Origin of the sequence: Photobacterium carnosum, assembly GCF_021236965.1 — a bacterium.
GTDB classification, from domain to species: domain Bacteria; phylum Pseudomonadota; class Gammaproteobacteria; order Enterobacterales; family Vibrionaceae; genus Photobacterium; species Photobacterium carnosum.
This window is the reverse complement of the sequence record NZ_WMDN01000004.1, coordinates 171,007-186,439: the sequence shown is the minus strand read 5'-3', so window position 1 is coordinate 186,439 and position 15,433 is coordinate 171,007. Positions and strand designations below refer to the sequence as shown.

Below are 15,433 nucleotides of genomic sequence, written 5' to 3'. Positions count from 1 at the left end.
TTAACTATACAACGTTAAACTTAATCTTTTTTAATTGAGGCCTGTAGTGCTTTTGCAAATTTTTGTGCAAGAACAGCACGTTGTGCAACAGGTACATTAGCATTGATAATATTAGTAGCAATATCACCCACAACCATTAAGGCTAATTCTGGTGATGTTTTATGTTTGTCTAGAACATCGAACACGTCATCAATGATTTGTTCAACTTTTTTAGTGCTATATTTTGAAGTAATTGGCATAGGAAATCTTGTTTAATGTTTAGGATAACGACTTATGATAACCTAGAGTTCAGTTTTCCTGAAAACCTTTTCCATTATGAGTCTTACACTTTCGAACGTCATTCTACATCAATTAGTAAAAAACGGCCAAGATGAGCTAGAAATTCATCTTAGAAATCAAACGCTTGATAATGATTCTGCGACTGAAGATCTTGTTGCTGAATTACATCGAATTTATAGCAGTAAAGGCACAAAAGGCTTTGCTCATTTTGCAGCAGATAGTGAGTTTGCCCATTGGTTGAAACAATTTCGTCAAGGTGAGTTAGATTTCCTAACATTTTCTAATCAAGCAGTACAACGTTTACAGGCTGAATTAGTTAAATATCCATTTGCTGAAGCGGGTACGTTAGTCATGGCTGAATATCAGTCATTGGCAACTGATTATTTGTTTATTGGCATGTTACCGACGAGCCATAGCATGAAAGTAACTGATCAATTAGGCATCAGTGCGACTGATTATCTTGATATTAATAAAATGGATATCGTTGCTCGTATTGATTTGTCATCATGGGAAACTAATCCTGAATCAACGCGTTACTTAACTTTTATTAAAGGACGTGTCGGCCGCAAAATTGCTGATTTCTTTCTTGATTTCATGCAAGCAGAAATTGGCTTAGATGTAAAAGTTCAAAATCAAGTATTGATGCAAGCCGTAGAAGATTTTTGTGCAGATTCGCGCTTAGATAAAGAAGAAAAGCAACAATATCGTAAGCAAGTTTATGATTATTGTAATGGTCAGCTGCAAGCTGGTGATGAAGTTACCGTCAAAGAATTATCGAGTGAATTACCTGCTTCTGATAACGGCACTAACTTCTATGATTTTGCCTCTAAGCAAGGCTATGAGTTAGAAGAAAGTTTTCCTGCCGATCGTACTGCAATGCGTAAATTGACCAAATTTGTGGGTTCAGGTGGTGGTATGACACTTAACTTTGACAGTATGTTATTAGGTGAGCGTATTTTCTATGATGCCGAAACCGATACATTAACCATCAAAGGCACGCCGCCTAATTTAAAAGATCAGTTATTACGTCGTTTAAATAGCGATAATTAATAACGGTTGTTATGCCGCTTGTTAGTAACAAATAAAGCCATTGTGAAGTATGCACTCACTAATATTTGCATATATCACAGTGGTTTTTTGCTATTTAAAGCGCCGATATTGAACATCGAGAGTATCTTTTTATATTTGTACATTGTTCGCAATTTATTCGAACAATGTATTAAAGTGTGATAAATCACCACTAGATCGATTGTGGTTATGATTTTTGCCCATTAGGTTCTGATTTTTGCATAAATTTGATTTTTATCATTGGCACTGCAGGGGATGGATGGATAATGGCACAACTATGATAGTTATTAACAATCATTCAGTTCGTTCGCAGCGTGAACTGAATACAGTGAAAGCGATGATTCGCTTATATTGTAAAACGTTGCACCGTGGAGCCGTAATGTGCTCTGAATGTGAAAGTCTTATCGAGTATGTTGAAGAGAGAGTAACAGGTTGTCGTCTTGGTGAACAGAAACCAAGTTGTATGCATTGTATTGGGCATTGCTATCAATCTGCGAAGCGTCTTCAGATGATCCATATTTTACGCTGGACGTATCCGCGTTATTTTTGGCGTCATCCATTTCGGGCTATACACTTTAAGTTAGACAATTTACGTAGTGTCCAAATGTCAGCCGCGAAAGCCAATATTATCGCAAAAACGAGTTAAATCACTATTTATTGCGTTCAACCAATAGTGATTTGATCTAACAACTGAAAATAGATTGTCCCTCCTTTGGTAATGCCATTATGTATTACTTAAAAGGAGAAAAGGCTGCAGAAATGCAGCCTTTTTTAATGTTTTTTTATCAATTATTGTTGCGATATTTTCACTAGTACTTGTTGTAACAAACGAATACGAGGTTCAATCGACGCTAAATCTAGCCATTCATCAGCACTGTGGAAACCCGCGCCAATTGGACCGAAACCATCTAGAGTTGGAATACCTAATACTGCAGTTAGGTTGGCATCAGAACCGCCACCGACCGCTTGCCACGTAATATCAATCCCTAATTCTTTACCGACTGCTTCAACTTGCGCCATTAACACTTCAGTTTGTGGGCTTGGCACCATTGACGGCTTATGTGCTTCTCGCTCAACCGTAATTGTTACGCCATCAATAAACGGTGTTTCTGTTAGTGTGCGAATTTGAGCATCAACCGCCGCATATTCATCGTTATCCCAGAAACGAACATCAACCACCACTTCTGCAAAATCAGGCACAATGTTAGCGCCAGCACCGCCACTGACAACCCCTGCATTTAATGTGGTGCCAGAGTCAAAATCAGTCATAGCATTAATCGCTAAAATCCAATGTGCCATTTCTGTGATCGCACTGCGACCATTTTGAGGTTCATTACCTGCGTGAGCCGCTTTACCGTGGAAACTTAAACGGTAACGTGCCATGCCTTTACGTGCTTTAACTAATGAGCCATCAGCACGCGCAGCTTCTGCGACTAAAACATGTTTAGCGTTAACGGCCACGCTTTTTAGCCATGTTTCTGAATGCAGCGAACCGATTTCTTCATCTGGGTTCATACATACACAAATGGATAAAGCATCGAGCGCGGTAGGATCAAGATCACGCAAAGCATAAACCACACTTAATAAGCCTGATTTCATGTCAGATACGCCAGGACCATAAGCGCGCTCATTATCGTGAGTCATCGGGCGAGCAGCAGCAGTGCCAATTGGGAATACTGTATCCATATGGCCAATGAGCATCACATCAATATGATCTGCTAGTGGCTTGTTACGCACTTCAAGACCGGTACCTGCAATACCACAATCAATACGTTTAACATTCCAACCTAAATCAAGGTATTTTTGTGCCATGGTGGTTGCAATAACATCGATACCATCAACCGTTAATGTACCGCAATCAAGATTAATAAGAGGGCGTAGTTCTTCAAGATAATTATTGAGAGAAAAAGACATAGTAAAGGCTCCAAGCCATTGGTGGCTTATCGGTAATCAAAGAGAGGACCACACTGGAACGAAGACAGCTCCAGTGCGTTAAGTCATTACACTAATACGTTCATCACAAACATAGCGGCAAAGGCATTCAGAACTGAAATAGCAATCATGATTGGAATGTAACGACCTTCAGTACGAATTGGACCCATAATACGGCCTATGTATTGCACCTGTGAGCCCATTAGATAAATCGCAGGAGCAAGAATGGCAATATGTTCACCATTTAAAATACCTTGGTCAAATAAGGTAATAACCACACCTACCGCACCGCCCATTGACATCCATGCGCCAATTAATACTGCCGCGGCTTCACCTGGAAGACCAAAAATAGCCATAATAGGTGAGAATAATGTCCCCATCAGTTCCAATGCACCGGTGATTTGTAATGCTTTGATGATCACGAACGCCATTAATACGTTAGGTACTGTTGAGGTAGTAGCAATTACCCAACCTTTTTTAGCGCCTTCAATAAAAATATCAGTAATCATTGGTTTTTTTGTAATAGTCATTATGCGTTTTCCTGAGCAACAGTCGTTGGTTTAGTGTCTTTGTTGTCTTTGCCTTCGGTGATGTTTAAATACACCCGGAAAATATTTGCGCCGACGAATTTAAAGATAAACATAATCGCAACTGCAAGACCGATAGAAGAGGTAACAGCGGGTTCACCTGATGTTGTGGTTAAGGTAAATAACACCGCACCTGATGAGAAAAAGTTAACAATAGCTGCGCCTGCTGAGAACTGGAACATGGTGAATATGTCGGTTTCTCTTTTGGTTAGATGGCCCTCATCATTTAACTGACGGGTCATCGCCGCACCCGCATCGGTACTTTGTAATGAGGCAATTAATGCTAAACCTGAATTTCCAGGAATACCCATTAATGGACGTAGTAGTGGGGTTAATAACTTACGCGCAGCATCGAGTGCACCGTAATGTTCAAGCACATTGATCATACCAAGAGCAAACATTACTGTTGGAATTAACGTTAGCGCAAAAATAAAGCCATCACGGGCACCGTTACCGCCTTTGCCTCGGAATGAGGTTGATGCGGCTTCTACACCTTCTGCTGTATCGTTAACTGAATAAACTACATTACCGAATGAGCCGTTTAAGGTTGTGAAGTCAAATACGCCATACCATTGATTTGATTGCAGTGCGCCTGAAAAGAAAATGACGGCAAAAATGAGGGCAAGGTAGCTGCCAATGGTAACTTTACGACCTTCTATTGCATTATTATTCATCGATATATCCTTATAAAACGTAAAATAAAAAATGGTTTACCAAATAAACACCGATAATTATTTTGATGGCTACGTTTTCAAATGTTGTATTTAGTGGTTAATTTGGTAATAGCGGTATTTTCATTAAAAATGAGTTTGAAATATTGATAAGGGTCAAGGTGTTGGATTGAATAGTAAGTTTGATGAAATGTGGATCTTATATTTGTGAACTGGCTCTATAAAGGCGCTGATAGTTGAGTCAATAAAGGGGATGTCGTGACAAGTAGGAATGGGGGATATATACGTATTTTTAATAAATACCTTTTAGGTATCAATTGGTTGTGTTATTAGTTCTAGATTGGAAAATGCGTTTTTTTATCTTTGTTTTAATAAAAAAACGCACTTCTTTAGAAGTGCGTTAATGTAATCGAGATGATGTAATACAGCTTATGACGTTAAACGTTTTATTGTCATTAGTTCATCTTCGTCATCTTCTGCTAGTTGTTCTGCACTTGCTGGTGGACAACGATCTACAAACCAACCCATGTAAGACGTCACAATGGTAACGATAATGCAGACAAAGCTGAGCCACATGAATGGTGCGTAAGAGAAGGTTGCAACACCTAAAATACTCGCCATATAGATACCATTATCACTCCACGGCACCATGCCAGAGGTGAGCGTGCCACCAAACTCGGCATTACGAGACAAGTTTTTACGTTGGTAACCTAAACGGTCATAGTTCTTGGCACAAATTTTTGGCGTTAGAATTAATGATACGTACATTGCTGAACCAAATACGTTACCCAAGAAAGCGGTTGCAATAGTAGAAACGGCAAGGCTACCTGCTGAGTTGACTCTACGCTCAAATAAACGGGCAATAGTTTGTAGTACGCCGACTTTATCCAGTAAGCCACCAAAACCTAAACCAAAGATAATAACCGCTACTGAACCCAGCATTGATGACATACCGCCACGGTTTAGAATCGCATCAATAAATTCAACTCCAGAGCTAATAGAGAACGGAGCCCAAGCGGCGTTGATCGCTTTAAGAGGATCCATGCCCTGAACCATAATGGCCCATACAATACCGAGTAGTGAACCAAATGAAATAACAGGGAAAGAAGGTAAACGGAACGCTAATAGCACCAGTACGATAATGACGGGAATAAAAGATAATGGCGAAATAACAAATTGCTTATCCATTGCCGCAATTACAGAATCAACCTGTGACATATCAACACTACCAGCATAGTGGAAACCGACTGCTGTAAATAGAATACCTGTGATGATATAGCTGATAAGCGCAATAGGTAACATGCCTTTGATGTGTTCCATGATCTCAACGTTAGACATTGAAGAGGCAAGGATCACTGAATCTGATAGTGGTGACATTTTATCACCAAAATAACAGCCAGAAAGGACGGCACCCGCTGTCATTGGTGCGGGAATACCCAAACCTTGACCTATACCCATCATCGCAATACCCGCAGTACCCGCAGCGCCCCAAGATGTGCCTGTTGCTAATGCGGTTAATGAACAGATGATCATTGTTGCTAGCAAGAAAATGGAAGGGTGAATCGCTTCAAGTCCGTAATAGATGATGGTGGGAACAATACCGCCAGCAATCCAAGTGCCGACTAATGAACCAACAGCTAATAAGATTAATACTGCACCTAAACCGTTAGCAATACCTTTAGTTGCTGCTTTTTCTAACGATTTGTAATCGTGTCCAAGTTTAATACCTAATGCAATAATCACAAACCAACCAATGTATAACGCTAGCTGGATTGGCAAATTCAATTTTGAGGTAAAAGAGAATGCAAGGGCAAGGAAAATACCGAGGGCAATAATGACTTGCATTACTGAGGGTAGTTTCACAATTGTCTGTTTTTCCATACTTCTAACCTTGTTTTATCGAGTTTGTTGAAATTGGGATCAACCCAACCAATCAATACTATTTATCATTGGTTTTTAGATCGGATTGAAAAAGACGGCGCTTGAATCGGCGCTACTCTATCAAATTGATTTATCATCGTGATAAATAATGTTTCTTTCTGTGATCTAAGTCTTTTTGGTACTGCTCTTTCGTAAAACACTGACTTTAGTTGTTCTTTTAGTGTTAATTGATGGTTCTTATGTTGTGTTTTATATTTATTATAAAGTCATAGTGTATCTGTAAAAATAGTACAAAAAGTAATAGATAAAGCATAAAAAGCTATTAATGATAAGAGTTATGAACTATCTCGCTACTTAATCACAGTGCTGAAGATTATCAGGGAAAGGCATTTTTTTCAAAGATATGACAATGTTAACTTTTTACTAATTTAGTTGCATAACGCATAAGTAAGCTCTTTAAATACACATTAAAGTTTGTTTTTGAACGATTAACGGTTGGTTTTTATTCTTTTTTTTGTATTTTTACTGTTGATAACAAAACCTAATGTGACTGATAAGAAATTCAAATGATAATTAAGCGGTAAAATATGGTTATGTTAATCTTCAGTGTTTTTTTATTTATAATTGAAAATTATGCTTGTTTTTAATCTTGTAAATCTCTATAGATGAATAAAGAAATTTCAATATAATTTCAATACAACAGGGAGTGTAATCACAAATGATGACTGTAGGTTTTGTGGGTTGGCGTGGCATGGTGGGCTCTGTATTAATGCAGCGTATGATTGAGGAAGGTGACTTTGCTGTTATCGATCCGGTCTTTTTTACCACATCACAAGTGGGTTTAGCGGCACCTAATTTTGTAAAAGATGCCGGTGTATTACAAGATGCGTTTGATCTTGAGGCTTTGAAGCGACTTGATGTGATTATTAGCTGCCAAGGTGGTAGTTATACTGAGAAAGTGTATCCAGCATTACGCCAAGCTGGTTGGAAAGGCTATTGGATTGATGCGGCATCAACGTTACGTATGGAGTCTGATTCAATTATCACTCTTGATCCGGTTAACTTTGATCAGATTCAACAAGGTATTCATAGCGGCATTAATACATATGTTGGCGGTAATTGTACTGTTAGTTTAATGCTTATGGCTGTGGGTGGCTTATATAAAGCAGGATTGGTTGAGTGGATGACATCACAAACTTATCAAGCAGCATCAGGCGCTGGCGCAAAGAATATGCGCGAATTAATCCGTCAAATGGGTGTGGTTAATGATTCTGTTGCTAGTGAGTTAGCCAACCCTGCAACGTCGATTTTAGATATTGATCGTAAAGTCGCGCAAACATTACGTGCTAAAGATTTTCCTGCTCAAGAATTTGGAGCGCCACTGGCCGGTTCATTGATTCCATGGATTGATGTTAAGCGTGATAATGGTCAAAGCAAAGAAGAGTGGAAAGCGTCAGTTGAGACCAATAAGATTTTAGGTTTGCAAGACAACCCTATTCCGATTGATGGTACGTGTGTGCGTATCGGAGCGATGCGTTGCCATAGCCAAGCGTTAACATTAAAGCTTAAGAAAAATGTACCACTTGATGAAGTGGAAGCGATTATTGCATCCCATAATGATTGGGTAAAAGTGATCCCTAATGAACGCGATATTACTGTTCAAGAATTGAGTCCAGCGAAAGTAACAGGAACATTATCAGTGCCTGTGGGACGGTTGCGTAAATTAGCGATGGGTGATGAGTACCTAAATGCATTTACTGTTGGCGATCAGCTACTTTGGGGAGCCGCTGAGCCATTACGACGTACGTTACGTATTTTGTTAGCCGCTAAAGCCTAATATTAAAGATTAGAGTCATAAAAAAACCCGCTTAAATAAGCGGGTTTTTAGTATTTTTACTACTGTAAATTAAGCGGCTAGGTTTTTAGCAGCGAAATCCCAGTTTACCAATGCCCAGAATGCATTCATGTAGCTTGGACGCATATTGCGGTAATCAATGTAGTAAGCGTGTTCCCAAACATCGACAGTTAGAAGTGGTGTCATTTTCAGACCTTCTTCTGCAATAGGGCAACCTGCGTTTGAAGTGTTAACGATTTCTAATGCGCCATCTTCAGTTTTAACTAACCATGTCCAGCCTGAACCAAAGTTGTTAATTGCTGAATCTGTGAATTTAGCTTTGAATTCTGCGAAAGAACCAAATGCTTTAACAATTGCATCTGCTAATTCGCCTGTTGGCTCACCGCCGCCGTTTGGAGCTAGGCAATGCCAGTAGAATGTGTGGTTCCATACTTGAGCTGCGTTGTTGAAAACACCACCAGTAGAAGTCTGTACGATTTCTTCAAGAGATTTTTCAGCAAGGTCAGTACCTTCTACAAGACCGTTTAGCTTAACAACGTAAGTGTTGTGATGCTTACCGTAATGGTATTCTAGCGTTTCTTGAGAAATATGTGGCTCAAGAGCGTTGATTGCGTACGGTAGAGCGGGTAGTTCAAATGCCATTGCTCAATTCTCCATTTTAATTGTTGTTATTGGGCTTATGCCCCCGACATTACTTCTAGTAGACGTTGGCGCCTACTTATTATTTGAGTCTGACCGTTTTATTTTAGCAAGTTTTTTGTTTATTAAAAGCATTAAGCTTAAAAAAATACCCTATACCTCGTTATTGGTAAGGTCAATAACCACTTAATAGATATCAATATAACTAAGATTGCGCTTTATTGCTTAAAAGAGCAGCTAAACATAATTTGAAAGTATTTTTATTGGTGACGATAACCAAGTAGAATGGTAGGGTTTATAACAAATGATTATTAGAATCGGACGAGGAAGTTATGGAAACTATCGATAAAATTAAACAACAAATTACAGATAACGCTATTTTGTTGTACATGAAAGGCTCTCCAAAATTACCAAGCTGTGGCTTCTCATCACAAGCATCACAAGCGCTAATGAACTGCGGTGAAAAATTTGCGTTTGTAGATATTCTTCAAAACCCTGACATTCGTGCTGAATTACCTATCTATGCACAGTGGCCAACATTCCCACAATTATGGATTGACGGTGAGCTAATTGGTGGTTGTGACATCATTTTGGAAATGTTCCAAAAAGGTGAATTACAGACATTAATTAAAGAGTCTGCTGCACGTCGTGATGCACAAGCTGCTGAATAAGTTAGTTTGCTAAGTGTGTTATTTTGCACTGATAAAAAAACCGCCACAAATTGTTGGCGGTTTTTTTGTATTTAATACGTAGTCTTGGATCACTAAAGTATCATTGCCGCTATCCAGCCAAAGGCAATCAATGGCAAGTTGTAGTGGATAAACGTTGGTACTACAGAATCCCTAATATGGTCATGTTGTCCATCGGCATTCAAACCAGATGTTGGACCTAAGGTTGAATCAGAAGCCGGAGAACCAGCATCACCCAGCGCCGCTGCTGTACCTACGATAGCAATTGTTGCCATTGGTGAGAAACCAAAAGACAAACATAATGGCACGTAAATAGTCGCTAGAATTGGAATGGTTGAAAATGAAGAACCAATTCCCATAGTGACTAATAGACCAACAACGAGCATTAATAATGCCGCCAATGGTTTGTTATTGCCGATAACACCTTCTAATGAGTTAACTAAGGTTTCAACACCACCCGTTGCTTTCATTACTGCCGCAAAACCTGCTGCCGCGATCATAATAAAACCGATCATTGCCATCATGTGCACACCTTTAGTAAACACATCGTGGGTTTCTTTCCACTTGATGACGCCAGTAAAGGTAAACACCATAAAACCGACTAAGCCGCCGATAATCATTGAACCACTATAAAGTTGTGCGCCTAATGCGGCAAAAATGGCACCAACAGCAACATAAACATGGCGCATATCAATGACTTTTTTCTCTGGTTCACTGGCAAGAATTTTTGCTACTGAGTATTCGCGTGGTTTACGGTAGCTTACAAAAATAGCGGTTAATAAACCAAACAACATCCCACAAGCGGGTAATATCATGGCAATGGGTACTTGGCTTGCTACAACATCTAAACCATTATCGTGTAAATTTTTCAATAGAATATTATTTAGGAAAATACCGCCAAAACCAATAGGAAGTACCATATAAGGTGTGACTAAACCAAACGTTAATACACAGGCAATTAAGCGTCGATCAAGTTTAAGTTTGGCAAACACATGCAGTAATGGTGGAATTACAATTGGAATAAAAGCGATATGGACAGGGATAACGTTCTGAGAAGAAATGGCTAGTAACACTAAAATGATAAGAACGCTATATTTTACACCAGTAGCCGCCGCGATATTTTCATGGCCGCTAATGTGTTTAATAACTTTTTGAGCTAGGACATCGGTAATGCCTGAACGCGAAATAGCGACAGCAAAAGCACCTAACATGGCGTAGCTTAGGGCTGTTGTTGCACCTCCGCCTAAACCACCTTCAAAGGCTGAAACAGCATCGGTAAGGGATAACCCTCCGATGAGGCCACCAATAATGGCACTAAATGTAAGTGCAACCACGACATTGACTCGCATTAAAGCGAGTACCAGCATGATGCATACGGCGATAATTACAGGGTTCATAAAACGTGAGTTCCATCCGTTGTTTGTATTATTACTTCGTTTGTTTGTCAGTGATAATCACTGCAACACGCGATTTAATTGTGATATATGAGACTTTGATCTCATATATCACAGTGTGCTTGATTTTCAGCATTTGTCGAGCACTAATTTTATACTGATATTTATATCTAACAACGGGCATATAAAAAATATCATATTGTTTTATATGATAAAAAAAGGCAGGTATTCAATCCGATTTTATTATGGTTAGTTTTATTAAATAAAAGTTTAAGATGTTGTCATCATTACATTTTTATCGTTAATCGTTGTGTTTTGCCCCTTTGTATTTATAAATGATGCTATTTCAGTTTGCATTTATTGTGTAACGGCGGGGCTTATTGTCGGATCTGATTTTTCGAGTTGGAATTATTGCAGGAGTATAAAAAAACCCATACTAAGATGGGCTTAATAAAGAGCAGGAGAAGGATAAATACTTATTCTGCTGATGGCTCTTCTGTGGGAGTGCATAGCGGCCACCCACCTAATTGTTTCCACTTATTGACTATTTTACAAAACAATTCAGCGGTACGTTCGGTATCGTATAGCGCTGAGTGTGCTTCACGATTATCAAATGGGATTTCTGCGGTTTGGCAAGCTTTTGCAAGCACTGTTTGTCCAAATGCTAACCCACTTAATGCGGCAGTATCAAAGGTCGCAAACGGATGGAATGGGTTACGTTTTAGTTTTGCACGCTCAGATGCTGCCATCACAAAACTATGATCAAACGTTGCGTTATGCGCCACCATGATCGCACGAGTGCAATCAGTGTGTTTTTGTTCTTTTCTGATTTGCTTATAAATTTCTTTCAGTGCCACTTCTTCTGATACTGCACCACGTAATGGGCTAAACGGGTCGCGAATACCATTAAATTCTAAGGCTTCTTTGTGTAAAATTGCGCCTTCAAAAGGTGCAACATGGAAATGAATAGTTGTTGCAGGTTTTAACCAACCATCCTCATCCATCTGTAAAGTGACAGCACAAATTTCTAATAAGGCATCTGTTTTTGAATCAAAACCTGCAGTTTCAACGTCAATGACGACAGGAAAGTAGCCGCGAAAGCGACTTTTTAGGGTGTTAAATTGGTTATCTTGGCTCATAGCACTGCTGTCAAAATAATAGAATCCGATATTATGGCAGATTAACGGCTTAATTTCATTGCTGTTAAACTATTGGATTTGATTTTATGAATTAGTAATTTTGTAAAAGAAGAGAAAGCTAAAGCTCGCATCATGGATGCCGATATAGAAGTATATTGTTGTAATTGCTGTTGTATTATTTTCTTCTAATTTGGTTATAAAATGAATTCAATTAAATTATTAACACCTTGGTTGCAAATTGGATTGATCCTGAGTGTGTTTTTCTCAATGCCAATGGCTGTAGCTAAAAATTATTTAGCTCAACCAAGCCAATCACAATGGCAAGTAGTGGTTGATACCCCATTAGAATGCCGTCTTAATCATATTATTCCCAGTTATGGTCGTGCGCAATTTTCAGTTCTTTCAAGTAAAAAAATGAATATCTATTTTGAATTAAAAATGAATCGCCAACTGGGGGCTACTCGTAACGTTAAACTCACGTCAATGCCACCGTTATGGATGCCGGGTGATGCGGCTTATGCGATGATTAATTTGAAGTTTTTCAAACAATTTGATGGTTATATTGAAGGTAATACCGCATGGCAAATGTTAGCTGAACTAGAAGATGGGCGTAATCCTACTTTTAGTTATAAAACGTGGTCAGTACAGCAACAACGCCAATTGGAAGTCGGTTTGTCAGCGGTGAATTTTAATAAAGCATATCAAGATTTTAGCCAGTGTTTGACTAAATTAATGCCGTTTAGCTTTGATGATATAGCCTTTACAATTCTGCATTATAATAGTAACAGTGATGAGTTGGATAATATGTCACAGCAACGATTGGCACAAATCGCTGATTATGTTCGCTATTCTGATGATATTGATTTATTGCTGGTGGCGGCATACAGTGATTCCGCCCTCGGTACGGTTGAAGGTCAGCGTTTATCAGAACAGCGCGCTACTAAAATTGAAGGCTATTTTAAGGCGTTAGGTTTACCTGAAAATCGAATTCAAGTCGAAGCCTATGGAAAAAGAAGACCGATTGCGGATAACTCAACCCCTGTTGGTCGTAATCAAAACCGCCGAGTGGTGATTTCATTAGGACGTAGTAAAGCGTAAAACGTAAGTAAATTATCGGTTGCACGTGCTAAAAAGGCTGCTTTCACTCTTGTTACTCGCAGCATTACAATTAAATTTCCACTTTATCTTTATACTCACAAAGGTCTTCAATAATGCAGCTACCACAACGGGGTTTACGTGCAATACAGGTATAACGGCCTTGTAAAATAAGCCAGTGGTGGACATCAACTTTAAATGCGGCAGGGACTACTTTTAGTAATTTTTGTTCTACTTGTTCGACATTTTTTCCAATAGCGAACTTGGTGCGATTACAGACACGGAAAATATGAGTATCAACCGCAATAGTTGGCCAACCAAATGCTGTGTTAAGGACGACATTTGCTGTTTTACGTCCGACACCGGGTAAGGCTTCTAATGCTTCGCGATCTTCAGGAATTTCACCGTTATGTTTATCGAGTAATAAACGACAAGTTTTGATAACGTTTTCAGCTTTAGAATTAAATAAGCCAATGGTTTTTATGTATTGTTTTACGCCATCAACCCCAAGATCAAAAATAGCTTGGGGTGTATTAGCGATAGGGTAAAGTTTGTCCATGGCCTTATTGACACTGACATCTGTTGCTTGCGCTGACAATAATACCGAAATTAACAACTCAAACGGTGTCGTCCAATGCAGTTCAGTTTGTGGATGTGGGTTTTCAGCTTGTAATCGTTCTAATATTTGAACCCGTTTTTGATTATTCATAGTCTTTCCTGACGCAATATAATGCCAATATCACCATGATTAAGGGTGAGCACCTATAGGGATAATGAGCATATTTGAGAATATTTATAGCAACAGTAAAACTGGCTCGAAAGCCAGTTTTAGTACTGAAAAGTCACAAATACCGTCTTACTTAACATCAGTAATACGTGCACGTTCCACTTTCGGTTGTTGTTGTTCTTGGGTTGATTGTTTCTTTTCTTTATATTGATCAATAATATTTTTTAGAGCGATCATGAAACCAACGCCAATAAATGCGCCTGGCGGTAGCATTGCGAGTAAAAAGCTACTGTCAAAATGAAATATTTGAACATGCAGTACTGACGCCCAATCACCTAATAAGCGGTTGGCACCATCAAATAATGAGCCTTTACTTAAAATTTCACGCATTGCACCCAGTAAAAATAGTGCTGATGTCATACCTAGACCCATCCATAAACCATCTAATACCGCAGGTAATGGCTTATTTTTTGAGGCAAAGGCTTCTGCTCGACCGATAATAATACAGTTAGTTACGATCAACGGAATAAAGATACCTAATGATTTATATAAGCCATAAACATAGGCATTCATTAATAACTGAACGCAGGTTACCAGTGATGCAATGATCATTACAAAAACAGGTATGCGAATTTCTGATGGGACTAATTTTCTAATGACTGAAATAGTAAAGTTAGACATCACCAAAACCATGGTCGTCGCAAGTCCCAATCCCAGCGCATTGGTTGCTGTTGATGATACCGCGAGTAATGGACATAAACCCAACAACTGCACGACAGTTGGGTTGTTGTACCATAAGCCATTTTTCATCAACTCTTTATAAGATGTGGTCATAATTATTCACTCGGACAGTCTAGTGGCTGGCTTAGGATCTGCTGTTGATTATTTTGCCAGTACAACGAGATATTTTTTACCGCTTTAACTACAGCACGTGGAGTAATGGTTGCACCAGTAAACTGATCAAATTCACCACCATCTTTACGGACGTGGAATTTAGGATCGTTAGCGCCATTGACTCGCTTACCTGTGAAACTATAGATCCAATCACTGACAGTGGTTTCAATTTTATCACCTAGTCCTGGAGTTTCATGCTGCTCTAAAATACGAACGCCAGTGATTACTCCTTTAGTATCTAGGCCAACAATTAATTTGATTGCGCCACTGTATCCATCCGGTGCAATTCCTTCAATTGCAATCCCTGTTGTTTTACCCGCTTGAGTTGCAATATAAGCGGGCATCGGTGATTTAGTGCCGATATAACGTAGATCTTTAACTAGCGTACAACTCTTATAAAGTAGGTTGTCATGGCTTGCGACAGGAATAACTTGATTAAGCGTATTCAGTAACTGTTGTTGCTGTTGTTCAAAAATACGATCAGCCGTTAAATAGTGAGTGAGAGAAACTAATGCTGTCGACAGTAAGGCAAAAACAGCCAGAATTAGACCATTTTTTTTCATGGATTTAAACATGGGCATAC

Annotated in this window: 16 protein-coding genes; 5 read left to right on the top strand and 11 right to left on the bottom strand. The window is 39.0% G+C overall.

The features are described from left to right. Nucleotides 1-20: 20 nt before the first annotated feature. The gene (locus GLP24_RS05990) at nucleotides 21-239 is read right to left on the bottom strand and encodes a YejL family protein (protein WP_101768639.1); all 219 of its coding nucleotides are present in this window, start codon (nucleotides 237-239) and stop codon (nucleotides 21-23) included. 76 nt (nucleotides 240-315) lie between these two features. Here GLP24_RS05990 and yejK point away from each other — a divergent pair, with 76 nt between their 5' ends. Further along, nucleotides 316-1,329, top strand: a complete 1,014-nt coding sequence (gene yejK, locus GLP24_RS05985; protein WP_152653079.1) for a nucleoid-associated protein YejK — start codon at nucleotides 316-318, stop codon at nucleotides 1,327-1,329. 295 nt (nucleotides 1,330-1,624) lie between these two features. Then, entirely contained in the window at nucleotides 1,625-1,993 is a 369-nt protein-coding gene (locus GLP24_RS05980) for a nitrous oxide-stimulated promoter family protein (protein ID WP_101768690.1), read from the top strand. 143 nt (nucleotides 1,994-2,136) lie between these two features. Here the strand turns inward: GLP24_RS05980 and GLP24_RS05975 are convergent, their stop codons facing one another. From GLP24_RS05975 to nhaC, 4 genes are all read right to left on the bottom strand, one after another. Beyond that, nucleotides 2,137-3,261: a M20 family metallopeptidase gene (locus GLP24_RS05975; protein ID WP_232615680.1), complete on the bottom strand. Its 1,125-nt coding sequence runs from the start codon at nucleotides 3,259-3,261 to the stop codon at nucleotides 2,137-2,139. Nucleotides 3,262-3,347: 86 nt separating this feature from the next. After that, nucleotides 3,348-3,809 carry a YjiG family protein gene (locus tag GLP24_RS05970; RefSeq protein ID WP_101768642.1) on the bottom strand — a complete coding sequence of 154 codons (462 nt, stop codon included), beginning with the start codon at nucleotides 3,807-3,809 and terminating at the stop codon, nucleotides 3,348-3,350. Then, nucleotides 3,809-4,540, bottom strand: coding sequence for a nucleoside recognition domain-containing protein (locus tag GLP24_RS05965; RefSeq protein ID WP_101768643.1), 732 nt, complete (start codon nucleotides 4,538-4,540; stop codon nucleotides 3,809-3,811). Before GLP24_RS05965 ends, GLP24_RS05970 begins: the two co-directional genes overlap by 1 nt. A 426-nt stretch (nucleotides 4,541-4,966) precedes the next feature. Next, on the bottom strand, nucleotides 4,967-6,418 hold the full coding sequence (gene nhaC / locus GLP24_RS05960; protein ID WP_101768644.1) for a Na+/H+ antiporter NhaC: 1,452 nt from the start codon (nucleotides 6,416-6,418) through the stop codon (nucleotides 4,967-4,969). Between the two features lie 718 nt (nucleotides 6,419-7,136). Here nhaC and asd point away from each other — a divergent pair. Further along, nucleotides 7,137-8,255 (top strand): aspartate-semialdehyde dehydrogenase, encoded by a 1,119-nt coding sequence (asd, locus tag GLP24_RS05955; protein ID WP_167388542.1) that lies wholly within the window; start codon nucleotides 7,137-7,139, stop codon nucleotides 8,253-8,255. Nucleotides 8,256-8,324: 69 nt separating this feature from the next. Here asd and sodB read toward each other — a convergent pair whose 3' ends face one another. Beyond that, a complete protein-coding gene (sodB, locus tag GLP24_RS05950; protein ID WP_152653081.1) occupies nucleotides 8,325-8,915 on the bottom strand; it encodes a superoxide dismutase [Fe] in 591 nt (196 codons plus the stop codon). A gap of 329 nt (nucleotides 8,916-9,244) precedes the next feature. Between sodB and grxD the strand changes: the two genes are divergently transcribed. Further along, nucleotides 9,245-9,583 (top strand): Grx4 family monothiol glutaredoxin, encoded by a 339-nt coding sequence (grxD, locus tag GLP24_RS05945; protein WP_101768646.1) that lies wholly within the window; start codon nucleotides 9,245-9,247, stop codon nucleotides 9,581-9,583. A gap of 92 nt (nucleotides 9,584-9,675) precedes the next feature. Here grxD and GLP24_RS05940 read toward each other — a convergent pair whose 3' ends face one another. Both GLP24_RS05940 and rnt read right to left on the bottom strand, forming a co-directional pair. Continuing rightward, on the bottom strand, nucleotides 9,676-10,998 hold the full coding sequence (locus GLP24_RS05940; RefSeq protein ID WP_101768647.1) for a Na+/H+ antiporter family protein: 1,323 nt from the start codon (nucleotides 10,996-10,998) through the stop codon (nucleotides 9,676-9,678). 473 nt (nucleotides 10,999-11,471) lie between these two features. Further along, a complete protein-coding gene (gene rnt / locus GLP24_RS05935) occupies nucleotides 11,472-12,134 on the bottom strand; it encodes a ribonuclease T (protein ID WP_101768648.1) in 663 nt (220 codons plus the stop codon). A 201-nt stretch (nucleotides 12,135-12,335) separates the two neighbouring features. Here rnt and motY point away from each other — a divergent pair, with 201 nt between their 5' ends. Beyond that, nucleotides 12,336-13,232: a flagellar protein MotY gene (motY, locus tag GLP24_RS05930; protein WP_232615679.1), complete on the top strand. Its 897-nt coding sequence runs from the start codon at nucleotides 12,336-12,338 to the stop codon at nucleotides 13,230-13,232. 70 nt (nucleotides 13,233-13,302) lie between these two features. Here motY and nth read toward each other — a convergent pair whose 3' ends face one another. The 3 genes from nth to rsxG form a co-directional block, all read right to left on the bottom strand. Continuing rightward, nucleotides 13,303-13,938 carry an endonuclease III gene (gene nth / locus GLP24_RS05925; protein WP_045035791.1) on the bottom strand — a complete coding sequence of 212 codons (636 nt, stop codon included), beginning with the start codon at nucleotides 13,936-13,938 and terminating at the stop codon, nucleotides 13,303-13,305. Nucleotides 13,939-14,085: 147 nt separating this feature from the next. After that, complete coding sequence (locus GLP24_RS05920; RefSeq protein ID WP_221943896.1) at nucleotides 14,086-14,790, bottom strand: electron transport complex subunit E; 705 nt, start codon at nucleotides 14,788-14,790, stop codon at nucleotides 14,086-14,088. A gap of 2 nt (nucleotides 14,791-14,792) precedes the next feature. Beyond that, a complete protein-coding gene (gene rsxG, locus GLP24_RS05915) occupies nucleotides 14,793-15,425 on the bottom strand; it encodes an electron transport complex subunit RsxG (protein WP_101768692.1) in 633 nt (210 codons plus the stop codon). Nucleotides 15,426-15,433 lie beyond the last annotated feature (8 nt).